This is a genomic window from Paracoccus fistulariae, from assembly GCF_028553785.1.
Taxonomy (GTDB): domain Bacteria; phylum Pseudomonadota; class Alphaproteobacteria; order Rhodobacterales; family Rhodobacteraceae; genus Paracoccus; species Paracoccus fistulariae.
In genome coordinates, this window is sequence record NZ_CP067136.1 from 2,021,349 (window position 1) to 2,044,678 (window position 23,330).

Annotated in this window: 19 protein-coding genes and 3 pseudogenes; 11 read left to right on the forward strand and 11 right to left on the reverse strand. The window is 63.2% G+C overall.

The features are described 5' to 3' along the window. Positions 1 to 34 precede the first annotated feature (34 nt). From JHX87_RS09970 to speB, 4 genes are all read right to left on the reverse strand, one after another. Complete coding sequence (locus tag JHX87_RS09970; RefSeq protein ID WP_271885221.1) at positions 35 to 742, reverse strand: DUF4167 domain-containing protein; 708 nt, start codon at positions 740 to 742, stop codon at positions 35 to 37. Between the two features lie 259 nt (positions 743 to 1,001). Then, positions 1,002 to 1,826 carry a peptide chain release factor N(5)-glutamine methyltransferase gene (gene prmC, locus JHX87_RS09975; protein ID WP_271885220.1) on the reverse strand — a complete coding sequence of 275 codons (825 nt, stop codon included), beginning with the start codon at positions 1,824 to 1,826 and terminating at the stop codon, positions 1,002 to 1,004. Continuing rightward, positions 1,823 to 2,875, reverse strand: a complete 1,053-nt coding sequence (prfA, locus tag JHX87_RS09980) for a peptide chain release factor 1 (RefSeq protein WP_271885219.1) — start codon at positions 2,873 to 2,875, stop codon at positions 1,823 to 1,825. Before prfA ends, prmC begins: the two co-directional genes overlap by 4 nt. A 110-nt stretch (positions 2,876 to 2,985) precedes the next feature. Next, a complete protein-coding gene (speB, locus tag JHX87_RS09985; RefSeq protein ID WP_271885217.1) occupies positions 2,986 to 3,945 on the reverse strand; it encodes an agmatinase in 960 nt (319 codons plus the stop codon). Positions 3,946 to 4,240: 295 nt separating this feature from the next. On the opposite strand from speB, the gene rpsF reads away from it, so the two are divergent. The 4 genes from rpsF (at position 4,241) to bmt (ending at position 6,592) form a co-directional block, all read left to right on the forward strand. Further along, positions 4,241 to 4,603, forward strand: coding sequence for a 30S ribosomal protein S6 (gene rpsF / locus JHX87_RS09990; protein WP_271885216.1), 363 nt, complete (start codon positions 4,241 to 4,243; stop codon positions 4,601 to 4,603). 12 nt (positions 4,604 to 4,615) lie between these two features. Beyond that, positions 4,616 to 4,843, forward strand: a complete 228-nt coding sequence (gene rpsR / locus JHX87_RS09995; protein ID WP_090520233.1) for a 30S ribosomal protein S18 — start codon at positions 4,616 to 4,618, stop codon at positions 4,841 to 4,843. A gap of 12 nt (positions 4,844 to 4,855) precedes the next feature. Further along, the gene (gene rplI / locus JHX87_RS10000; protein WP_271885214.1) at positions 4,856 to 5,449 is read left to right on the forward strand and encodes a 50S ribosomal protein L9; all 594 of its coding nucleotides are present in this window, start codon (positions 4,856 to 4,858) and stop codon (positions 5,447 to 5,449) included. A 174-nt stretch (positions 5,450 to 5,623) separates the two neighbouring features. Further along, positions 5,624 to 6,592, forward strand: coding sequence for a betaine--homocysteine S-methyltransferase (gene bmt / locus JHX87_RS10005; RefSeq protein WP_271885213.1), 969 nt, complete (start codon positions 5,624 to 5,626; stop codon positions 6,590 to 6,592). Between the two features lie 181 nt (positions 6,593 to 6,773). Here bmt and JHX87_RS10010 read toward each other — a convergent pair. Further along, positions 6,774 to 7,574 (reverse strand): annotated as a pseudogene (locus JHX87_RS10010) (IS5 family transposase). An 85-nt stretch (positions 7,575 to 7,659) separates the two neighbouring features. Then, a pseudogene (locus JHX87_RS10015) lies at positions 7,660 to 8,459 on the reverse strand (IS5 family transposase). Positions 8,460 to 8,591: 132 nt separating this feature from the next. On the opposite strand from JHX87_RS10015, the gene JHX87_RS10020 reads away from it, so the two are divergent. Both JHX87_RS10020 and JHX87_RS10025 read left to right on the forward strand, forming a co-directional pair. After that, entirely contained in the window at positions 8,592 to 9,680 is a 1,089-nt protein-coding gene (locus JHX87_RS10020; RefSeq protein WP_271885211.1) for a glycosyltransferase family 61 protein, read from the forward strand. 107 nt (positions 9,681 to 9,787) lie between these two features. Continuing rightward, a pseudogene (locus tag JHX87_RS10025) lies at positions 9,788 to 10,290 on the forward strand (IS5 family transposase); the annotation flags it as partial. Here the strand turns inward: JHX87_RS10025 and JHX87_RS10030 are convergent. Then, positions 10,248 to 11,609, reverse strand: a complete 1,362-nt coding sequence (locus JHX87_RS10030; protein WP_271885209.1) for a condensation domain-containing protein — start codon at positions 11,607 to 11,609, stop codon at positions 10,248 to 10,250. The pseudogene JHX87_RS10025 and the gene JHX87_RS10030 overlap by 43 nt on opposite strands. A 125-nt stretch (positions 11,610 to 11,734) precedes the next feature. On the opposite strand from JHX87_RS10030, the gene JHX87_RS10035 reads away from it, so the two are divergent. Genes JHX87_RS10035 through JHX87_RS10045 form a run of 3 tightly spaced genes read left to right on the forward strand, consistent with a single transcriptional unit; the run spans position 11,735 to position 14,273 of the window. Next, positions 11,735 to 13,363, forward strand: coding sequence for a (2,3-dihydroxybenzoyl)adenylate synthase (locus JHX87_RS10035; protein ID WP_271885207.1), 1,629 nt, complete (start codon positions 11,735 to 11,737; stop codon positions 13,361 to 13,363). Next, positions 13,360 to 13,602 carry a phosphopantetheine-binding protein gene (locus JHX87_RS10040; RefSeq protein ID WP_271885205.1) on the forward strand — a complete coding sequence of 81 codons (243 nt, stop codon included), beginning with the start codon at positions 13,360 to 13,362 and terminating at the stop codon, positions 13,600 to 13,602. Before JHX87_RS10035 ends, JHX87_RS10040 begins: the two co-directional genes overlap by 4 nt. Continuing rightward, positions 13,599 to 14,273: a 4'-phosphopantetheinyl transferase family protein gene (locus JHX87_RS10045; RefSeq protein ID WP_271885203.1), complete on the forward strand. Its 675-nt coding sequence runs from the start codon at positions 13,599 to 13,601 to the stop codon at positions 14,271 to 14,273. The genes JHX87_RS10040 and JHX87_RS10045 overlap by 4 nt, the downstream gene beginning before the upstream one ends. Here JHX87_RS10045 and JHX87_RS10050 read toward each other — a convergent pair. The 4 genes from JHX87_RS10050 to dnaE all read right to left on the reverse strand — a co-directional run bounded on the left by JHX87_RS10050 (position 14,240) and on the right by dnaE (position 20,600). Continuing rightward, on the reverse strand, positions 14,240 to 15,019 hold the full coding sequence (locus JHX87_RS10050; RefSeq protein ID WP_271885201.1) for an SDR family oxidoreductase: 780 nt from the start codon (positions 15,017 to 15,019) through the stop codon (positions 14,240 to 14,242). The genes JHX87_RS10045 and JHX87_RS10050 overlap by 34 nt on opposite strands. Beyond that, on the reverse strand, positions 15,019 to 15,663 hold the full coding sequence (locus JHX87_RS10055) for an isochorismatase family protein (RefSeq protein ID WP_271885200.1): 645 nt from the start codon (positions 15,661 to 15,663) through the stop codon (positions 15,019 to 15,021). The genes JHX87_RS10050 and JHX87_RS10055 overlap by 1 nt, the downstream gene beginning before the upstream one ends. A gap of 12 nt (positions 15,664 to 15,675) precedes the next feature. Then, positions 15,676 to 16,869, reverse strand: a complete 1,194-nt coding sequence (locus tag JHX87_RS10060) for an isochorismate synthase (protein ID WP_271885198.1) — start codon at positions 16,867 to 16,869, stop codon at positions 15,676 to 15,678. Positions 16,870 to 17,114: 245 nt separating this feature from the next. Further along, entirely contained in the window at positions 17,115 to 20,600 is a 3,486-nt protein-coding gene (gene dnaE, locus JHX87_RS10065) for a DNA polymerase III subunit alpha (protein WP_271885197.1), read from the reverse strand. 93 nt (positions 20,601 to 20,693) lie between these two features. Between dnaE and JHX87_RS10070 the strand changes: the two genes are divergently transcribed. Together JHX87_RS10070 and JHX87_RS10075 are read left to right on the forward strand one after the other, a co-directional pair. Then, a complete protein-coding gene (locus JHX87_RS10070) occupies positions 20,694 to 22,214 on the forward strand; it encodes an ABC transporter ATP-binding protein (RefSeq protein ID WP_271885196.1) in 1,521 nt (506 codons plus the stop codon). Then, positions 22,211 to 23,287: an ABC transporter permease gene (locus tag JHX87_RS10075; RefSeq protein WP_271885194.1), complete on the forward strand. Its 1,077-nt coding sequence runs from the start codon at positions 22,211 to 22,213 to the stop codon at positions 23,285 to 23,287. The genes JHX87_RS10070 and JHX87_RS10075 overlap by 4 nt, the downstream gene beginning before the upstream one ends. Positions 23,288 to 23,330 lie beyond the last annotated feature (43 nt).

The window sequence follows — 23,330 nt, forward strand, 5'->3', positions numbered from 1 at the left end:
GAAACCTGCGGCCCTTCCCCATCCTGTCAGCGGATCATTCCTGACCCGGCCCTTCGCCTTCCGGCTGCGGCGCAGGCGCCGCTTCGGCGGCGGCGTCATCCGCATCGGCCTTGCGGCGGCTGCGCTTCACACCCGTGGTGGCACGCGGCGTCCGCGCCCGGGGCGTTTTCGCCTTTGCGGGCTTGGCGGCGGTCTCTGGCGTTTCGATCAGCCCGGTCGAGCCATCCTCATCCGATGCGGCGACGGCATCGGGCAGGCCCTCTTTCGCGTCGCTCTGGGCGGCGGCAGGGCTGTGATCGGCTTCCGCATCGGAACGCGAGGTCTGATCCTCGTCGCGCGGCGCGCGGTCCCGCTGCTGTCCGCGGCCGCCATGATCGCGATTCTGATCGCGGCCATTGCCGTTCTGACTGGCATGTCCATTGCCGTCACGCGACGGCGCGTTGCCGTCCTCATCCTGGCGCTGGTTCTGATTATGCTGTTGCTGTCGTTCGGCCATCTCGCGCTGAGCCTCGCCCAACATCCGCGTATAATGCTCGGCATGCTGCAGAAAGCTCTGCTCGGCCACACGGTCATTGGACAGCTGCGCGTCGCGCGCCAGCGTCAGATATTTCTCGATGATCTGCTGGGGGGTGCCACGCACCTTGCCTTCGGGTCCTGAACTGTCAAAGACCCGGTTAACGATATTCCCCAACGAGCGCTGGCGGTTCGACTTGTTACGCGAACGTGATTTCGATGATCTCATCAGTTTGTCTGTCAGTGGTTCCAGTTTGGTCTGGACGGCGTTCTTGGGAGGTATCGAAAACTTAAATCTACCTCGCCGTTCAGCCTGCCCTTGACCCATGCGGCGCTTCGACCAAAGCGCCAGTTCATTTTCGTCTGTGTCAGGCTGACCCATGCAGCGGCGTTCCCGCCCCGTGCACAGTTTCGAATAAACATGCCGGGACCGGGCTGACAAGGGAAAAGTTGAAAAATATAGGCAATCGGGCGCCCAGATTGCGATTTCAGCCCGGAAACCGTGCCAAAATCACACGATCGCGGCCATCCAGATCGGCAATCACACGGGTCAAGGCCCCGGCATCGTTGAAAAATGACCTGACGGCATCGGCCTGGGTGGGGCCGATCTCGACCAGCGCATTTCCGCCGGCCGTCAGATGCCGCGCCGCGCCAGCCGCAATGATGCGATAGGCGCTTAGCCCGTCAGCGCCATCGGTCAGCGCCGATTCCGGCTCCCACAGGCGAACATCGGGCGAGAGGCCCGCCATCTCATCCGCGGCGATATAGGGCGGGTTGGACAGAATCAGGTCAAAGCGGCCCTCGACCCCCTCATACCAATCGGCCTGCCGGAACTGCGCCGTCACACCGATCTGGGCGGCATTCTGACGCGCCACCTCCAGCGCGGCCGGTGACAGGTCGGTGCCCATGCCCCGCGCCCCTGCACGTGCCGCCAGGACCGAGATCAGGATCGCCCCCGTCCCCGTCCCCAGATCCAGGACCGAGTTCCAGGGCAATGAAAGCGCCGCCTCGACCAGCGCCTCGGTCTCGGGGCGCGGGTCCAGCGTATCGGGCGTCACCCTGAAGCGATGAGCATAGAAATCGCGAAAGCCGACGATCTGCGCCACCGGCTGATGCTGCGCGCGGGCGGCAATGCCGGTCCACAGCCGGTCCAGTTCCGCAGCCGAGAGCACGCGATCCTCGATCATCCGCAGCCGCCCCGGCTCGACCGACAGGATCGCGGCCAGAATGCGATCCGCATCCCGGTCGCCGCCGGATATCCCCGCCTGCCGCAATTGCAGGGCGGCCCTGGCCCGCGCCTCTGCCAGCTTCATCCTTGGGCCGCCAGCCGTTCCGCCTGATCATGCGCGATCAGCGCATCGATGATCTCGGTCAGATCCCCCGCCATCACCTTGTCCAGCGCATAAAGCGTCAGGTTGATCCGATGATCGGTCATCCGGCCCTGCGGGAAATTATAGGTCCGGATCCGCTCGCTGCGATCGCCGCTGCCGACCTGGCTCTTGCGATCCGCCGCACGTTCGGCATCGGCCCGCTGACGCTCGATATCGTAAAGCCGCGCGCGCAGGACGGCCATGGCATTGGCCCGGTTCTGATGCTGCGATTTTTCCGAACTTGTGACCACGATCCCGGTCGGCAGATGGGTGATCCGCACCGCCGAATCCGTGGTGTTCACATGCTGCCCGCCCGCACCGCTGGCGCGCATGGTATCAATGCGGATATCGCCCGCCGGGATGTCGATATCGACATCCTCGGCCTCTGGCAGCACGGCTACGGTCGCAGCGCTGGTGTGAATGCGGCCGCCCGACTCCGTCTCGGGAACGCGCTGCACCCGATGCACGCCGGATTCGTATTTCAGCCGGGCAAAGACCCCCTCACCCTCGATCCGCGCTGTAGCTTCCTTGACGCCGCCCAACTCGGTCTCGGTCAGATCCAGAAGCTGGAAATTCCAGCCCTGCGCCTCGGCATGACGGCGATACATGGACAACAGATCGCCCGCGAACAGCGCGGCTTCATCGCCCCCTGTGCCCGGCCTGATCTCGACAATCGCCGGGCGCGCATCCGCCGCATCCTTGGGCAACAGCGCCACCCGCAAGCGCTGCTCCAGCCCCGGCAGCTCCGCCTGCAGACGGGCCAGCTCATCCTCAGCCAGTTCCCGCATCTCGGGATCTGCCAGCATCGCCTGCGCCTCTGCCATGCCATCGCGCGCAGCACGCCATTGCCCGATCTCCTCCACCACAGGCTTCAGTTCGGAATATTCGCGACTGATCCGCGCGATCTGATCCGGGGCGGCACCGGCATTCAACTGCGCTTCGAGAAACTCGAACCGCTGGGCAATCTGGGCAAGGCGATCTTCTGGCAGCATGATCCGGAATTACCCCCGCCACGAGACAGCGGCAAGCCGCAAAGAGAGGTCCACCTCGCAGGGGGGACCGGGGGGATGCACATTCCCCCCGGCCATCGCGGGACGCAATCTCAGCGCCGCGTCCAGCCGTAAAGCGCGATCAGTTCCATCGCGACATGGGCCCCGGCAATCGCCGTCGCGCCGGTGCCGTCATAGGGCGGTGACACCTCGACCACATCGCCCCCGATCAGATCGACCCCCGCCAGCCCGCGCAACAGCGCCGCCGCCTGCCAAGAGGCCAACCCGCCCCAGACGGGCGTCCCCGTGCCCGGCGCAAAGGCCGGGTCCAGCGCATCGATGTCAAAGGTGATATAGACCGGACGCTCCCCGATGACCTGCCGGATCCGCCGCAACACGGCCTCGACTCCCTCGCGATGCAGCAGCGGCGCATCCAGAATGGTCACGCCCAGCGTATCGGGATTGTCGGCGCGGATCCCGACCGAGACACTGGCCGACGGATCGACCACCCCTTCCCGGATCGCCTTGTAAAGAAAGGTGCCATGATCGATCCGCTCGGGATCGTCATCGACCCAGGTATCGGAATGGGCGTCGAACTGAATCAGCGCCACCGGGCCACGCCGCGCCGCCACCGCCCTCAGGATCGGCAAGGTGATGAAATGATCCCCGCCCAGCGTCACCGGCGCCGCCCCGCCATCCATGATGGCGCCGATATGCGCCTCGATCCGCGCCGGAACCTCGCGCGTATTGGCATAGTCAAAGGCCATGTCACCGTAATCCAGAACGTTCAGCAGGCTCAGCGGATCATAGCCCCAGCCATAGGGCGGATCATAGGGCTGCAGGGTCGAGGCCTCGCGGATCGCGCGCGGCCCGAATCGCGTGCCAGGCCGATGCGTCACCGCCTGATCGAAGGGAATTCCCGTCACCGCCAGATCCACCCCGGCCAGATCCTTGCCATAACGCCGCCGCAGAAAACTCACCGCGCCGCCAAAGGCATTTTCATAGGACAAGCCCCGCGGATCGCTGCGCGTGAACGCCTGATCCACCTGATTCTTCGCATCTTCCAGTGCCATCTCGCCTCCTCCGGCCAATCCCGCCAGACTGCCCCAACCCTGGGGCAAACGACAAGAACCCGCGACCCGCCCTTTCTTCTTTGCAGAAATATCCCACGGGGGTCCGGGGGTGTGAAACCCCCGGCCTGCCTCCGCCTGCCCCGGCGAAATCCACGGCGAACACCCTTGCATCCGCAGCATTTGCCGCTATAAAGCGCCATCCTTCCGCCGGAATATCGCAACCGGCGCAACCTCTCGTGGCGGGTGCGGAAGGACGAACCGCCTATGAAGTGCGCCTGAACATGAAAGGGACGCCATGCCTCTGTACGAGCATGTGCTGATCGCCCGCCAGGACCTGTCGAACACGCAGGCCGAAGGGCTGATCGAACATTTCTCGACCGTTCTCGCCGATAATGGCGGCAAGGTCGTGGATAACGAATATTGGGGTGTCCGCACCCTCGCCTACAAGATCAACAAGAACCGCAAAGGCCATTACGCCTTCCTGCGCACCGACGCGCCCTCGGCCGCCGTGCAGGAAATGGAACGCCTGGCCCGTCTGCATGACGATGTCATGCGCGTCATGACCATCAAGGTCGACGAGCACGAGGAAGGCCCCTCGGTTCAGATGCAGAAGCGCGAAGAACGTGGCGAGCGCCGCGAACGTCGCGACCGCAACTAAGGAGATCCGGATATGGCGAACAAACCGTTCTTCCGTCGTCGCAAGGTCGATCCGTTCGGTGGCGACAACGCCCCCAAGATCGACTACAAGGACACCCGTCTGCTGCAGCGTTACATTTCCGAACGCGGCAAGATCGTTCCCTCGCGCATCACGGCCGTCTCGGCCAAGAACCAGCGCAAACTGGCACAGGCAATCAAGCGCGCCCGCTTTCTGGCGCTGCTGCCCTATGTCGTGAAGTAAGGAGACCTGAACATGCAAGTCATCCTGCTGGAACGTGTGGCGAAGCTTGGCCAGATGGGCGAAGTCGTCAACGTCAAAGAGGGCTATGCCCGCAACTTCCTGCTGCCGCAGCGCAAGGCTCTGCGCGCCTCGGATGCCAATATCAAGGCTTTCGAAGACCAGAAGGTGCAGCTGGAAGCCCGCAACGCCGAATCCAAGGCCGACGCCCAGAAGGTCGCCGACAAGCTGGACGGTGAAACCTTCATCATCATCCGCTCGGCCTCTGATGCCGGTGCGCTTTACGGTTCGGTCACGACCCGCGACGCCGCCGATGCCGCGACCGAGGCAGGCTTCACCATCGACCGCAAGCAGGTCGTTCTGGGCCAGCCGATCAAGGATCTGGGCCTGCACGACGTTGCTGTCGTCCTGCATCCCGAAGTCGAAGCCACCATCGTTCTGAACGTCGCCCGTTCGAGCGAAGAGGCAGAACTGCAGGCGCAGGGCAAGTCGATCCAGGATCTGGCTGCCGAGGCCGACGCCGAGGCCGAATTCGAAATCGCCGAACTGTTCGACGATATCGGCGGCGCCTCTGCCGAAGACGATGCGGAAGAGCCCGCACAGAACTAAGTTCTGTCCTGATCCACGCAATAAGCCGCGCCGGACCTCCGGCGCGGTTTTTTATTCTTTATTAGGCCGCTCGCCCGCGTTCGGCCCTGTTGAAAAAAAGCACATTTTGATATGGACCTGATAATTGGTGACCGTCCCGTCGGGGATGGCGCGCCCTGTCTTGAAGGAAACGGGATGGCCGACCCACTCACCCAGCTTCTGGCGGATCGTGACTGGCTGATGGCGGATGGTGCCACCGGCACGAATCTGTTCAACATGGGGCTGCCTTCCGATGAACCACCCGAATTCTGGAATACCGAACATCCCGACCGCATCCGCAAACTGCATCAGGACGCGGTGGATGCGGGCGCCGATCTGTTTCTGACCAACAGCTTCGGCGGCAATGCCAGCCGCCTGAAACTGCGCAATGCCGCCGCCCGCGTGACCGAGCTCAACCGGGTTGCCGCCGAAATCGGGCGCGAGGTCGCGGATCGCGCCGGGCGCCGCGTCGTGGTGGCGGGCAGCATGGGCCCCACCGGAGAGATCATGGCCCCGATGGGCGGGCTGAGCCATGACAGCGCGGTCGAGATGTTTCACGAACAGGCCGAGGCGCTGAAGGCCGGGGGCGCGGATGTGCTGTGGCTGGAAACCATCAGCTCGGAAGAGGAATACCGCGCCGCCGCCGAAGCCATCGACCTGACCGGCATGCCCTGGTGCGGGATGATGAGCTTTGACACCGCTGGTCGCACGCTGATGGGTCTGACGCCCGCGCAGCTGGCATCGCTGGTCGAGCGGTTGACGAACAGCCCGCTGGCCTATGGCGCCAATTGCGGTGTCGGCGCCTCGGACCTGCTGCGCGCGGTGCAGGCGCTGACGGCCACCGGCAATGAACGCCCGCTGATCGCCAAGGGCAATGCCGGCATCCCGCGCATGGAACACGGGCACCTGCATTATGACGGCACGCCGGAACTGATGGCGAAATATGCGGTGCTGGCGCGCGATCTGGGCGTGCGGATCATCGGCGGCTGCTGCGGCACCACGCCCGACCACCTGCGCGCCATGCGCGAGGCGCTGGAAACCCGCCCCCGCGGCCCCCGCCCCACTCCGGAAACCATCGCCGCACAACTGGACGGCAGCGGCCCGGACCGCGACGGCGCGCTGTAGCGGCAGGAACCTCTTGCCGGTCCGGCGCCATGCGATTTGCGGGCCATGCGCCCGATCACTTCGCTTTCATTGGGCGTTATTACCCAAATCTGTTGTAGGGTTCATTACATGAATCCAGCGTGTTAGTTGAAGCACATGAGCAGACTCGCGCCCCCGACCTAGGTTCAGGACTCGTTGTCGATCATAACCATAAGATGACGGTGGCGGCGAGAAGGATAGCGGAGAAGAAGGTCTCGGGGCATCGGTCGTATCGGGTGGCGACACGCCTCCAATCCTTGAGGCGCCCGAACATGATTTCGATGCGGTTGCGGCGTTTGTAGCGCCGCTTGTCGTATTTGACCGCCTTCTTGCGGTTTTTTCCGGCCGGGGATGCGTACCCTTATCCCCTTGTCTTTCAACGCTTCTCGGAACCAGTCGGCATCATACGCTCTGTCCGCAAGCATCCAGCCGGCCTTCGGCAAACTGCTCAGCAGGACCGTCGCGCCGGTATAGTCACTCACTTGCCCGGCCGACATGAAGAACTGGATCGGGCGTCCCTTCGCGTCGGTGACGGCATGCAGCTTGGTGTTCCGTTTTCGGGCGAAACTGTCCCCCGGACAGTTTCTTTATCCCTCAAACCCTTTCGTTCGCCCGATCTGGCGCCCGCGCCCCCTTTTTTGACCCGCAGGCTCGAGGCCGTGCGATGCGCTTTCAGATAGGTCGCGTCGATCATGATCGTCTTGTGTTCGGCGCTCTCGGCGGCCAGGCCCACCATGATCCGGGCAAAGACCCCATTCTCGCTCCAGCGCTTCCATCGGTTGTAGAGCGTATTGGCGGGCCCGTAGTCCTTCGGCGCGTCGCACCATCGCAAACCATTGCGGTTGATGAAGATTATGCCACTGAGGACGCGGCGATCATCGACACGGGGCTTGCCATGGCTCTTGAGAAAGAAGGGTTTGAGGCGCGCCATCTGCGCCTCGCTCAGCCAGAAAAGGTTGCTCATCGATCAGGTCTCCTTGCGGAGCCTGAATCACGCCAAACGTCCGAAATCAATGGGTCTGGAACCTAGGGTCAGGACTCGTTGTGGATTATAGCCAGAAGAGGACGATTGCGGCGAGGAGGATGGCAGAGAAGAAGGTCTGTGGACAGCGGTCGTATCGGGTGGCGACACGCCTCCAATCCTTCAACCGCCCGAACATGATCTCTATGCGGTTGCGCCGTTTGTATCGTCGCTTGTCGTATTTGACCGCCTTCTTGCGGGACTTCCGGCCAGGGATGCAGACCTTTATCCCCTTGTCTTTCAATGCTTCTCTGAACCAATCGGCATCATAGCCCCGGTCTCCCAGCAGCCACCCTGCCTTCGGAAGGTTGCCCAGCAGCGCCGCCGCGCCTGTGTAATCACTGACCGGACCGGCGGACATGAAGAACCCGATCGGGCGCCCCTTGGCATCGGCAACGGCGTGCAACTTCGTGTTCCGTTTTCGGGCGAAACTGTCCCCCGGACAGTTTCTTTATCCCTCAAACCCTTTGGTGCGCCCGATCTGGCGCCCGCGCCCCCCTTTTTTACCCGCAGGCTTGATGCCGTGCGGTGCGCCTTGAGATAGGTCGCGTCAATCATGATCGTCTTGTGCTCGGCGCTCTCGGCGGCCAGGCCCACCATGATCCGGGCGAACACGCCATTGTCGCTCCAGCGCTTCCAACGGTTGTAGAGGGTCTTGGCCGGGCCGTATTCCTTCGGCGCATCACACCAGCGCAAGCCATTGCGATTGATGAAGATTATGCCACTGAGGACGCGGCGATCATCGACGCGGGGCTTGCCATGGCTCTTGGGAAAGAACGGCTTCAAGCGCTCCACTTGGGCGTCCGTAAGCCAATAAAGATTGCTCATCGATCAGGTCTCCTTGCGGAGCCTGAATCACGCCAAACGCATGAAATCAATGGGTCTGGAACCTAGACATTCGAAGCAAACAGCTTCATTCTAAACTAGGCGCATCTGGCATATCAATTAAAGAAAGAAACCATGCAAAGTGAAAAGTCTCTTTTTGAGCATAAAGAAATAGTACCAACCTTTCGAATTGCTCCCTCAGTAGTGTTTTCTGCTAGATCTTTTTTTATAGACCGAGCCATACCAGGCTGTGACGTCATTCAACTGCCAGAAAAAATCATGCCTGCAGGCGAAGTAAAAATAGTAGAAGAGGGCGCAATGACAATGCAACCTCGGCTAAAGATGCGCGATCGCCTCCGAGGACGAGGGCGAGAGCCGACAATTGATTTTCATGAAGAACTATACATTGACTTCAGATATAATAGTCCACAAAATTGGTCTCACCTACTCAACCGGCACATTCCCCTACTTGCTTTTGCCGAATCGGCTTTAGGGCAGAACATTTCAAATATAAATGTTATTTTCCCTAAAAATATGCCAAAACATGGGCGTGATTTGATAATTAATCTTGGCATAAATTCTCATTTTACAGATGGACCCGTCACAGGATCATGTATAAAAATATTCCAGAGTCATGGAAATGTTCACAGACCACATTCACATAAATGGATTAATTCATCATCTATAATTGAAAAATTAAATAAAATTGGCTCTAGCAAGGACGTACTTCCCCAAAGAATACTAATAGCACGACGGGGATCGCGCACCATCCTAAACCAAGAAGAAATCGAGATTTCGCTGCGCCAAAGGGGTTTCAGAACCATATACGCAGAAGACCTACACGTAAATGATCAAATCAGATTATTTTCTGAATGTGAGACAATTGTCGCGATTCATGGAGCAGCTCTTGGCCCGCTGCTGTATAGACTTTCCAATAACGCCAAAGTAACGAACATTGTCGAGATCATTCCCTGCGGCATAGCCAGCGATATTTTTCGTATGATGGCACAGCAAGTGGGATGCCGCTGGATCGGCGTAAGGGGCAAAATGAAACCTAAGTATGTAAAACCCGCTTATAATATGAAACAAAAATTTTTTTCAAAGTTCCAAAATGATAGCTTTGAAGTAGATCCTGTCTCTCTTCTCAGCGCATTGGATCATGTATGGAATGCTGATGACTTCAGATTCGCCCCTCTCAAAGAACTATCAGAAGGCTATCTGTAGGTGTTTAATGGCTCTGTTGTACAAATTTTCTGTAGGATTCACCTGGCGTTATTACCCAAATCTGTTGTAGGGTTCATTATATGAATCCAGCGTGTTAGTTGAAGCACATGAGCAGACTCGCGCCCCCGACCTACAAGACCAGGAACTGGCTTGCCTATAATAAGTCGCTCAAGCGCCGCTGCTCGCGGACGATCCGGTCAACCCCGAGATAAGCTGGGATGCTGCGCCGACATGCAGGCGTGGCCGCCAGCAGAGCTACAGCGTCTCCGCCATACAGATGTGCCTCTTGATGAATGTGCTGTTCGGCATGGCGCTCCCGCAGATGACCGGCTTCGTCGAGAGCCTGTCGCGGCTGGTTGGTCTCGACCGATCAGTGCCCGACTTCAGCACGCTGTCTCGGCGCCGGAAGATCCTGGCCGTCAACATCCCCAGTCGCGGCTCCAAGGGGCCGCTGCACCTGCTGATCGATAGTGCCGGCATCAAGGTCGACGGGGAAGGCGAGTGGCACGCCCGAAGGCATGGCGGTCCCAAACGGCGCGTCGGGCGCAAGATCCTTCACGGGATCGATCAAGAAACACGGGAGGTCGGCGTTGTCGCGGTCACCGGAACCAAGGCCGCATTTTCCGGATCGCGCAGGACCGATCCGATCCACTGCCGAAATGCCGTCACGCGGCCAGAGAATTCGGTCGCGCCTATGGTCGGGTCTGCCTCGATAGAGGCGATCAGACCTGATCCGGTGCCGCCGCCCGTGAATGAGACGTTGAAACCGTCGCCCGGTCCGGCGGCCAGGACGAGGCGTTCCGTTTCCAGCCCATGAAAACGCGGCGGGGCGAAGGGCATGACGTTGACCAGAGGCGTGAAATGGAAGCGCTGGCCCGAGGGGATGCCGCAATCGCGGGCTATATCCTCAATCCGGTAGCGGCCGTGGCGGCGGTGACGGCGGAAGTGCCGCGACAGGCGCCCGATCAGCGTGGGCAGCGGCTCATCCGGCTGAGGATCGACGATCAGGGGCAGGATGTTGACCACCATGGCGGGAATATTGGCGCTGATACTGCCCATCCGGCTCATGTAAGGCAGCCAGACCGGCCCATTGGCGGGCCGGCGGCCGGGGTCCAGAAGCGACAGCCAGATCGCGGACAGCAGGGTCAGAAGATCCGCCCAGTTCATGCCCAACCGGGCGGCGGCATCCCGCAAAGCGGCATCGAAATCGGGGCCCATCGCGAAATCGGCGGTCAGGGGCGCCAGCCCGTAATCCTCCGCCCCCTTTTGCAGCACCGGCAGATCGCCCCGATGCGGGGCCAGTGTGTCGCGCCAATAGCTGCGATCGGTCTGGAAGGCCGGGCTTTGCGCATAGTCGCGCTCTTCTCGCAGGAAATCGGCGAGCCTGTCGAAGGGGCGCCCCACCTCACCCTGCCCCAGTGCCGCGGCATAGAGGGTCGCCACGCGTTTCTCGATCAGCGACATGCTGTAGCCGTCCAGAATGATGTGATGCCCGCGGCTGTACCAGAACCAGCGCCTCTCCCCCAGACGCAACAGCATCTGTGCCGACAGCGGCGCGTGGCGCAGATCCAGCGGGGCGTCGATATCGGCACGCATCAGGCGGCGGGCGGCGGCCTCGGGGTCGGGTTCCTGTCGCAGGTCAAGCTGACGGACCTGCGGCACGCGGGCCGGATCGACCCTCTGCTGCACCCGTCCATCCTCGGTTTCCCGAAAGCGCAGCGCCAGCGTGTCGGCCTCGGCCACCGTCTGGCGAATGGCCGACAGCATCGCGGCCTCATCCAGCACACCGTTGAAGGCAATCACATGCGCCACGGTCGATACCGGCTGATCTGGATGGAACTGGAACTCTTCCCAGAAATCCATCTGACCCGCCGTCAGGTCGTACCAGACTGCAGCAGCACTGCCTGCATCGGATCCGATTTCTGTCATTCCAGCCTCACTTGACAATTGCCGATAGAAATACTCAGTTAATTGCGCCAGTCAATTCGATCTCCGCAAGGCGGGCCGGATCTTGCCAGCATGACCGCTTTGATCCGACATTGACCGAGGCCCCCGTGCTGATTGATTTCTGCCGCTTCCCCGCCGATCTGGCCGCCCGTTATCGCGCGCGCGGCTATTGGATCGATGAACCGCTGACGCGTGCGCTGGACGAATCGACCAGAGCCACGCCCGAGGCCATCGCGGTGATCGACGGTGACCGGCAGCTCAGCTATCGCGAACTGTCCGATGCGGTGGCGAATCTGGCCGACAGGCTGCGCCGCGATGGGCTGGGCCGGGGCGATACGGCGGTGGTGCAATTGCCGAATTGCGCCGAATTCATCATCACCTTCCATGCCCTGCTGCGTGCGGGGATCGTGCCGGTGAACGCGATCTACAGCCATCGACAACTGGAAATGGGCAATTATATCCAGCAGTTGAAACCAGCACTGCTGATCGGCGATCACGCGCATGAACTGTTCGCGACCGGGGATTTTCTGGACGGGCTGACGACGCGCGGGCAAGCGCCGCGCCGCGTGATCCTGAAAGACAGCCCGGATGCGGACACCGCGCTGTCGGCATGGCTGGCCGGGACCGGGCAAGCCCGGCTGCCCGCCGATCCGACCCCGCCCGATGAGGTGGCCTTCTTTCAGTTGTCTGGCGGCAGCACCGGCACGCCTAAGCTGATCCCGCGCACCCATAACGATTACGACTACAGCATCCGGGCCAGCGCAGAGATCTGCGGGCTGGATCGGCAGACGCGCTTTCTTTGCGCGCTGCCTGCCGCGCATAATTTCACCATGAGCTCTCCGGGCATTCTGGGGGTTCTGCATGCCGGAGGCTGCATCGTGATGGCGCCCTCGCCCGATCCGGCGGCCTGCTTCCGGCTGATCGCAGAGCATCGGGTGACGGTTGCGGCGCTGGTGCCCTCGGCCGTTCAACTGTGGCAGCGTCATGCCGCGCTGGCCGGGCCGCCCGCGCCGCTGCGGCATCTGCTGGTCGGCGGTGCCAGCTTCACGCCCGAGATCGCCCGCGCCGTGCCGGATGTTCTGAACTGTCAGCTTCAGCAGGTCTTTGGCATGGCCGAGGGGCTGGTGAATTATACCCGGCTGGATGACGATCCGGAAACGGTGATGTCGATGCAGGGTCGCCCGATCAGCCCCGATGATGACATCCGTCTGCTGGATGAGACGGGGCGCCCCGTGCCCGATGGTCAGCCCGGCGCGCTGTCGGTGCGCGGCCCCTATACCTTTCGCGGCTATTTCAAAAGCCCGGAACATAATTCGCAGGCCTTTGACAAGGACGGGTTTTATCATTCCGGGGACGTGGTGATCCGGCGGCCTGACGGCTATCTGCGGGTCGTCGGGCGGATCAAGGATCAGATCAATCGTGGCGGCGAAAAGGTCGCGGCGGAAGAGATTGAGGCTCTGCTGATGCGCCATCCGCTGATCCGTCAGGCGGCGCTGGTCGCCATGCCGGATGCGATGCTGGGCGAACGCAGCGTGGCGGTGATTGTCAGCAACGGCTCGGTCAAATCATCGACGCTCAGGCGTCATCTGCGCGATCTCGGGCTGGCCGATTACAAGCTGCCCGACCGCTTTCACCAGACCGACAGCCTGCCGCTGACCCATATCGGCAAGACCGACAAACGCCGCCTGCGAGAGATGCTGCAGGCCGCAGATGCAAGACAAGGAGTTCCCGCATGACATTGACCCGCAACTGGCTGAACGACCAGATCGCCGCCATGGTCGAGGATGAGGACGAGATCGCCCCCGATGAAAGCCTGATCCTGTTCGGGCTGGATTCGATCCGCGTCATGGAATTCATCGGCACGCTGGAGGAACAGGGCATCAAGGTCAGCTTCGAGGAGCTGATTTCAAAGCCCACGCCAAATGCCTGGTGGGCGTTGATCGAGGCCAAAACCCCGGTCCATCAGCCCGGATGACCCTGTGCCTGCCCGCGCCGCCGACGATCCCGGCGGGCACGGCCTTCGCGTTCTGCGACCATGAGGATGCAGACCCTGATGCCGTGCCGCCCGATCTGCATGGCGCGGCGCGACGGCGGCGGCTGGATCATGCGGCTGGACGCCGGGCCGCCGCTGATGCCCTGCGGGTGCTGACGGGCCGCGCGGCGCCGGTCCCGCGCGCAGATAGCGGCGCGCCGGTCTGGCCTGCGGGCATCAGCGGCGCGATCAGCCATGCGCAGGGCCGCGCGGTCGCGATCGTGGGCTGGTCGGCGCATCATGCCGGGCTTGGGATCGATCTGGAAAGCGTCACGCGGCGCCCGCAGGATCTGGCGCGGGTGACCCTTGCCCCGCACGAGCGTGCGCAGCTTGGGCCTCAGCCGGATGCCACCACCATCACCCTGTCATTTTCGGCCAAGGAATCGCTGTTCAAGGCGCTTTATCCCAGCGTGCAGGAACATTTCGGCTTCGACGCGGCCGAAATCATCCGGCTTGACCGGCAGGGCGGCGTGCTGCGGCTGTGCCGCGCGCTGCCGCCCTGGGGCGAGGGATCCGAATTCCCGTTTCACTGGACGATCTGGCGCGGGCAGGTGCTGACGCTGCTTGCCGCTACCCATGTTCAGGCGCGCAGCGTGGCCCCGCCATCGACGTAAAGATCGGCCATGGTGATATGCCCGGCCTGATCGGACAGCAGGAACAGCGCCGCCTGTGCAATATCCTGCGGGACCGCCAGCTTGCCCAGCGGGATACCGCCGCGAAAACGGCTGGCATCGCCCCGGATCACCTCATCCATCCCGGCCTCTGGATCGGCCCACATGCCGGTCTGCATCGGCGTCAGCGTCGATCCCGGCGCGACCAGATTGCAGCGGATGCCATGCGCCGCCAGTTCCAGCCCCGCGCAGCGTGTCAGCATTGCGGCAGCGGCCTTGGAGGCGCCATAGGCGCCGATCCCAAGACGCGGCACCCCCGCCGCGTTCGAACCGATCACCACAATCGCCCCCCGCCCCTGCGGCACCATCGCCTGCCCCAGAAGAGACAGCATATTCAGCGTCCCGCCTGCGTTGATGTCGATCAGGCGCTGCCATTCCTCGGGCGGCAGATCAAGGATCGGCGTGGTGGACAGGACGCCCGCCGCATGCACGGCCAGCGACAGCGGACCGTGCAGGTCTGCGGCCTCGGCCACGACGCCGGCGGCGGCATCGCGATCCCGCACATCCAGCGCGCGCCAGACCACCTGATCCGAGGGCGCGATGTCGTCACGCCCCTCCTGCGCCGCCTGCGTATCGGTGGCCATGACACGGGCGCCGGCATGGGCCAGCCCGTCCACCAGCGCGCGACCGATGCCGCCCGCCGCGCCGGTGACGACCGCGCTCTGCCCCTGAAACCCCGTCAGCCGCATCAGGCACCCCCCGCGATGGCAGCCAGCAGCGCGTCGGTCGCGACCGGAACGCCGGAACAGGCGCTGATCCAGTCCATTGCCATCTCATGCCGCTGCCGGTTGAAATCGGCCTGCGCGTCAATGACGGCAAAGGGCTGGATATCGCGCTGAAACGCCTCGGTCGCGGTGGCAAGGCAGCCGATATGGGCATAGATCCCGGCAATCGCCAGTTGGTCACGCCCCCGCGCCCGCATCAGATCCGCCAGGTTCGAGCGCTGGAACGCACTGTAGCGATGCTTGACCAGCACGATATCCCCCGGCTGCGGCGTCAGGGGCGCGATGATCTCCTGATGTTCGGCAATCGCGCGCATGCCCGGCCCCCACAGATCGGCCTGCAGCCCGCGATCGGGACGGAACTGATCGCCCTTCTGCGCGGTGTAAAAGACGGGGATCCCGGCCTTGCGCGCGGCAGCGGTTACGGCGGCGATATTTCGAGTGACCGTCTGCAGCAGGGAAGAATCGGGCCCATAGGCAGCGCAGAAATAGCGCTGCATGTCATGGACCAGCAGCGCCATCCGCGACGGATCTGGCCGCCACGGCGCGCGGGGCGCGGCTATATCTTTGGCCTTGGGCAGGGCGTAATCGGAAATCTTGGGAAGTGCCATCGTCAGGTCTTTCTAGAATTCAGTCGTCTCGGGCGGCATGCCGGCGTCGCTGGACAGGCCCAGAACCTGCAGCATCGCGCCGAATTTGGCGCCGGTCTCGGCCGCCTCGGCTCTGGGGTCAGAGCCGGGAACGATGCCCGCCCCCGCATAAAGCCGCGCAAAGGGGCCGCAGATATCGGCGCAGCGGATCGCGACATACCAGGCGCCATCGCCGCCCTGCCCCAGATCCGACCAGCCGACCGCCCCGGCATAGAAGTCACGCTCGACCGGTTCCAGCTGCCCGATCAGATTGGCCGCCCGTTCGCAGGGCAGGCCGCAGACCGCCGGGGTCGGATGCAGCGCCGCCGCCAGCAGCACCGAGGGTGTGTCCGGGTCGCGCAACTCTCCGGTGATCAACGTGCCCAGATGCCACATGCTGCGGGTGCTGGTCAGCGCGGTCCCCTGCGGACAGCCCAGCGTGCTGCAATAAGGCGCCAGCGTGTCGAGGATATATTCCACGACAATCGCGTGTTCGCGCTGATCCTTGGCCGATTGCGCCAGCCCGTCCCGCGCCTGTCGGTCAAGATCGGGATCGGCCATGCGCCGCGCCGAACCGGCCAGGGGATGCGATTCGATCCGCCCGCCGGTCTTTTCCAGCAGCAGTTCCGGCGTCGCCCCGATCAGCGCCCGCCCGGTGAAAGGATGGCGGCGAAGATCGTCGGGCAGCATGACGTGAAAGGCGGTGATGCTGTCATCCTGCGCGATCCGCCGGAATACGGCATCCTGTGGGATCGTGTCATCGGCCTCGACCACAAGCGTGCGGGCCAGCACCACCTTTTCCAGCGCATCGTCATTCTGCCGCCGGTCCATGATATTCAGCGCATGCCCGACCGAGGCGGCGTAAAGCGCGGGCGACGGTTCGGCGCGCATCTCTTTCAACGTGATCGCGGGCGGATCGGACAGCAGCGCCTCGCCCGGATAGCGGGAGACCGTCGGCACTTTCCACAGATAATCCTGCGCCTTGCGAAAGAATGGCAGCGCCCCGACAATGACGCCCTCGGATCCCATCCGTGCCAGACGTTCGGGAAGGTCATCCAGCCGGCCGCGCGGAACCGGCTCGGCACGGCCATCGGTGCGGATATAACCCCTGGGACCGGACAGCGCAAAGACGGTGGACAGCGCCCTTGGCTGTTCACCAATATCGTATAAAGTGCTGATCGAGTTCATAATTGCCTCTGACGTTTCAACCAGCTTGCTGGTCTGCGAAGTGTTCAGAGGTTGCAGACGGGATCGACATATGGCCGCCCGTCCGTTGCTGCCGCCCTCGCTTTCGCGCCGTCAGGGGGAAATGTCAATACAACCGATAGCGCCTGTCAGGAGGTATCTCTCGCGCAGGAATTGTGCCGCCGATCACGCGGCGGTTTCTTGCGCGCGCCGCTTGGCACGCCTTGACGAACGGGCAGCGACGCGCGCTATTCCTCGATCACGTCCAGCACACCGGGCACCGCCCGCAGCGCCTGCCGGGCGGGTGTGGTCAGCGGCGTGTCATTGGCGACCTCGATCTCGATCAACTCATCGCCTTCGCGGATGCGCAGCAGAACCGGACCACGGCTGCGGGACGAGGCCGCGATATCGGATTTGATCCGCTCCAGCGTCTCGGCCAGGCGGGGGATGGTATCCGCGCCCTGCATTTCCACCGCCAGACAGCCCGCCCCCGCATCCGCAACGGCATCTTCCAGCGGCGTGACCGAATTGGCCAGCATCTTGACCTGATCGCCCGACGGCTCGACCTTGACCTGCAGCACGACATTCTGCCCCGGCTCCAGCCGGTCGCGGGCGGCGTTCAGCAGATCGGAAAAGACCGTCACCTCGTAAAGCCCGGTCGGATCGGACAGGCTGACAAAGGCATATTGCGTGCCCTTGGCCGACTTCCGTTCCTGCCGGGCCGAGACCGTGCCTGCGATGCTGGTGACCAGCGGGCCGCCCTCGGCCTCAGCCGTGATTTCGGCCAGGGTCTGCACCTTCTTGCGGCGCAGCGCGGGCAGGTAATCGTCGATCGGATGGCCGGACAGATAGAAGCCGACGGCGCGATGTTCTTCGCCCAGCTTTTCGGTGGGCAGCCAGACCTGCGCCATCGGCGGGCGCGGCGGTGGCAGATCCTCGCCCCCGCCGAACAGGCTGGACTGGTTCGAGGCCGCCTGTTCCTGCACCGCCGCAGACCAGGCCACCAGCCCGTCCAGCGATTTCAGCACGCGAGAGCGATTATCGTCCAGCACGTCAAAGGCCCCGGCCCGCGCCAGCATTTCCAGCGGGCGTTTGCCTACCCGCTTCATATCGACGCGCCGGGCAAAATCGTTCATGTCACGGAAGGGGCGATCCTCGCCCTCGGGCGAAACACGCGCCTCGTGGATCAGGCGCATCGCCTCCAGCCCCACCCCTTTCAGCGCGCCAAGCGCATAGTGGATGCGCCCGTCCTTCACGGTGAATTTCGGGGCCGAGCGGTTGACGCAGGGCGGCACGATCTCGATCCCCATCCGATCCACCTCGCGCTTGTAGATGGCCAGCTTGTCGGTCAGGTGGATATCGCAATTCATCACCGCCGCCATGAATTCGACCGGGTGATTGGCCTTCAGCCAGGCGGTCTGATAGCTGACCACGGCATAGGCCGCCGCGTGGGATTTGTTGAAGCCGTAATTGGCGAATTTTTCCAGCAGGTCAAAGACCTCGCCCGCCTTTTTCGCATCCACGCCATTGGCCACGCTGCCATCGACGAATTTCGGACGTTCCTTGGCCATTTCCTCGGCGATCTTCTTGCCCATCGCACGGCGCAGCAGATCCGCGCCGCCAAGGCTGTAGCCGGCCATGACCTGCGCAATCTGCATCACCTGTTCCTGATAGACGATGATGCCCTGGGTTTCCTCAAGGATGTGGTCGATGCTGGGATGCAAGGGTTGCAGGTCGCGCTGCCCGTTCTTCACCTCACAATAGGTCGGGATGTTTTCCATCGGGCCGGGACGATACAGCGCCACAAGTGCCACGATATCCTCGATACAGGTGGGCCGCATCCGCCGCAGCGCGTCCATCATGCCGCTGGATTCCACCTGGAACACGGCCACGGTGCGGGCACAGGCGAACAGATCGTAGCTGGCCTTGTCATCCAGCGGGATGGCATTGATCTGGTTTTCCGCCCCTTCCGGCGGTTCATAGAGCTGCCTGCCATCGGCCGCGACATGCAGCGGACGCCCGCCGCCATTGATCAGATCGACGGCGTTCTGGATCACGGTCAGGGTTTTCAGGCCCAGAAAGTCGAATTTGACCAGTCCGGCCTGCTCGACCCATTTCATGTTGAACTGCGTCGCAGGCATGTCCGAGGCCGGATCGCGGTACAGCGGCACCAGCTGGTCCAGCGGACGATCCCCGATCACCACCCCCGCCGCATGGGTCGAGGCATTGCGATACAGCCCCTCCAGCTTTTCGGCGTAATCCAGCAGGCGTCCGATCACCTCTTCCCGCGCGGCTTCGCGCAGGCGCGGTTCCTCGGCCCGGGCCTTGACGATGCTGACGGGCTTCACACCCTCGACCGGGATCATCTTGGACAGGCGGTCCACCTGACCAAAGGGCAATTGCAGCACCCGGCCCACATCGCGCACGGCGGCCTTGGACAGTAGCGCGCCGAAGGTGATGATCTGGCCGACCTTGTCGCGGCCATATTTGCCCTGCACATACTGGATCACCTCTTCCCGGCGATCCATGCAGAAATCGATGTCGAAATCCGGCATGCTGACCCGTTCGGGATTCAGGAAGCGTTCGAACAGCAGGCTGTAGCGCAAGGGATCCAGATCGGTGATGGTCAGCGCATAGGCGACCAGCGATCCCGCCCCCGACCCACGCCCCGGACCCACCGGGATATCGTGATCCTTGGCCCATTTGATGAAATCGGCCACGATCAGGAAATAGCCGGGAAAGCCCATCTGCTCGATGATGCCCAGTTCGAAATCCAGACGCTTTTCGTAATCCTCGACGCTGACGGCATGGGGGATCACCTTCAGACGCTCGGCCAGACCCTCTTTGGCCTGACGACGCAGTTCCTGCACCTCGTCATCGGCGAATTTCGGCAGAATGGGCTTGTGCTTGCTGACCGCGAAGGCGCAGCGCCGGGCAATTTCGACGGTGTTTTCCAGCGCCTCGGGCAGGTCGGCGAACAGCACCGCCATTTCCTCGGCCGTCTTGAAGTAATGCTGCGCAGTCAGGCGGCGGCGGGGCTGCGCCTGATCGACATAGGCCTTTTCGGAAATGCAGATCAGCGCGTCATGCGCCTCGTACATGTCGGGCTTGGGGAAATAGACATCATTGGTCGCAACCAGCGGCAGTTCGCGGGCATAGGCCAGCGCGATCAGCCCCGGTTCGGTCGCGGCCTCGGCCTCGGTCAGTTTGCCATTCTCGCCGGGATGGCGCTGCAATTCGATGTAAAGCCGCGTCGGGAAGGCTGCCTGCAATTGCGCGGCCAGATCCGCAGCCTGATCCGCGCGCCCCTTGGCGATCATCTGGCCCAGCGGCCCAAGCGCGCCGCCGGTCAGGCAGATCAGCCCCTCGGCCCGCTGGACCAGTTCCTCCAGCGTGACATGCGGCAAGGATCCATCCGCCCGCAGATACAGGCAAGAGGACAGCGCCATCAGGTTCAGCCAACCCGCCCGGTTCTGCGCCAGCAGCACGACGGGTCCGGTTTCCCCGGCCTCAAGCGTGATCTGACAGCCGATGATGGGCTGCACCCCCTTGTCCATCGCCTTCACGCTGAATTCCAGCGCCGCGAACATGGCATTGCTGTCGGTCAGGGCGACGGCCGGCATCCCGGCCTCGGCCGCCAGAACGGGCAGTTTCGCCACGGGAATCGCACCTTCAAGCAGGGAATGCTCGGAATGTGTGCGCAGATGGATGAATCGGGGGGATTTTATTGACATGATGGGACTTTATCGCACCCTGCCCAAACAGTGCAATTGCCCCCGGGGGGCAGGACAAGGTAAGCAGATGGAAAACAGGACAGGGAGACAAGTTTGACGCAACCCGAAGTTTTCCGGGCCGAGGGGGTTGGCAAGTCCTATCCCGGCGTGCGTGCCAATGACGACGTCTCCTTCGCGGTTCTGCAGGGCGAAATCCACGCGCTTCTGGGCGAAAACGGGGCGGGAAAATCCACGCTGGTCAAGATGATCTATGGGCTGGTGCGCCCGGATCAGGGCCGGATGCTGCTGAACGGCAAGCCCCATCACCCCGGCGACCCGCGCGAGGCGCGGGCAGCAGGCGTGGCCATGGTGTTTCAGCATTTCTCGCTGTTCGATGCGCTGACGGTTGCGGAAAATATCGCGCTTGGCATGGAAAATCCGCCGCCGCGTCGCGCCTTGTCAGACCAGATCGCCACCGTCAGTCAGGAATTCGGCCTGCCGCTGAACCCCGCGCGCCGGATCGCCACCCTGTCGGCGGGCGAGCGTCAGCGGGTCGAGATCATCCGCTGCCTGCTGCAGGACCCGAAGCTGCTGATCATGGACGAGCCGACCAGCGTTCTGACCCCGCAAGAGGCCGAGTTGCTGTTCGCCACGCTGCGCAAGCTGGCCGATCAGGGCACGGCGATCCTCTATATCAGTCACAAGCTGGATGAGATCCGCACCCATTGCGACCGCGCCACGATCCTGCGCGCGGGCCGCGTGGTGGACAGTTGCGATCCGCGCGCCCATTCCGCCCGCGAACTGGCCGCGCTGATGGTGGGCGGAGAGATGCGCCAGATCGACCGCAGCGGACGCCGCGCGGGCGAGGTTCTGTTGCAGGTGCAGGATCTGTCCCTGCCCGCACCCACGGCCGAGGGAACCGCGCTGAAACAGATCTCGCTGACCCTGCGGGCGGGCGAAATCTTGGGCATTGGCGGCGTCGCGGGCAATGGGCAGGAAGAGCTTCTGGCCGCGCTGTCGGGCGAATTGCGCAGCCCGCCCCAGACCGTGCTGCTCAACGGTACGCAACTGGGCGCGGCGGGTCCCGAACAGCGGCGCAAGGCGGGGCTTCTGGCCGCGCCCGAGGACCGTCTGGGCCATGCTGCGGTGCCCGATTTCAGCCTGACCGAAAACACCCTGCTGACCGCTGGCAGCCGCAAGGATCTGGTCCGCAGCGGGTTGATCGATCACAAGGCGGCGACCGCCTATGCGCGGCAGGTCATCGACAGTTTCGACGTCCGCACCCCCGGTCCGGGCACTGCGGCGCGGGCGCTGTCCGGCGGCAATCTGCAGAAATTCGTCATTGGCCGCGAGGTCCTGCAGGCGCCGCGCGTGCTGGCGGTGAACCAGCCCACATGGGGCGTCGATGCCGGCGCCGCCGCCGCCGTGCGTCAATCGCTGCTGGATCTTGCCCGTGACGGGGCCGGCGTCATCGTCATCTCTCAGGATTTGGATGAATTGCTGGAACTCTCGGACCGCTTCTGCGCCCTGAACGAAGGCCGCCTGTCCGAGCCGCGCCCGACCGAGGGGCTGACCCTGGACGAGATCGGGCTGATGCTGGGCGGCGCGCATGGGATGGAGGTTGCCAGCATATGATACGCCTTGTTCCCCGCAGCGAAACCTCGATGGGCTGGCAGATCGCCACCCCGGTTCTGGCGGTTCTGGCCACGATGGTGATGGGCGGGCTTCTGTTTGCGATCATGGGATACGATCCGGTCGCCGCGATCCGCACGATCTTCTGGGATCCGCTGTTTGGCCCCGCGGCGGGCTATTCCCGCCCGCAGCTTCTGGTCAAGGCGGCACCGCTGATCCTGATCGCCTCTGGCCTTGCCATCGGCTTTCGCGCGGGCATCTGGAATATCGGCGCCGAGGGGCAATATATCATCGGCGGCATCACCGGCGCCGCCGTCGCGCTGGCGGCCTATCCGGCGGACGGAATGTGGATCTTTCCGGCCATGGTGCTGGCCGGGGCGCTTGGCGGCTGGGCCTGGGGGATGATCCCGGCCCTGCTGCGCAACTGGTTCGGCGCGTCGGAAATCCTTGTGTCGCTGATGCTGGTCTATGTCGCGGAAAAAATCGCGGCCTGGATGGCCTTTGGCCCGATGCGCAATCCCGAAGGCTTTGGCATGCCCGGATCGCGGAACCTGACGCAATATCCGCCCGCCGCCAATCCCGAACTGATCGCTGGTACCGGCGCCCATTGGGGCGTGGTGGCCGCCGCCCTTGCCGTGCTGGCAACCTGGTTCCTGATCAGCCGCCATATCCGGGGATTTCATATCCGCACCGCAGGCCTTGCCCCGCGTGCCGCGCGCTTTGCCGGGGTAAAACCCGAAACGCTGGTCGCCTTCTGCCTTGGCCTTTCGGGGGCGCTGGCCGGCATGGCGGGCCTGTTCGAGGCCTCTGGCCCCGCAGGCCAGATCACCGACAGCTTCGGTTCAGGCTATGGCTTTACCGCTATCATCGTGGCCTTTCTGGGCCGTCTGCATCCGCTGGGCATCCTGCTGGCCGGGCTGCTGCTGGCGCTGACCTATATCGGCGGGGAACTGGCGCAACTGACCCTGCAACTGCCCGCCGCCACCGTGCAGGTGTTTCAGGGGATGCTGCTGTTCTTCCTTCTGGGCTTCGATCTGCTGACCCGCTTCCGGGTCGAAAGGACGGTGACGGCATGAGGGCACGCAGCTGCAACCCGCCATTCGTCGCATGTCCGAAAGG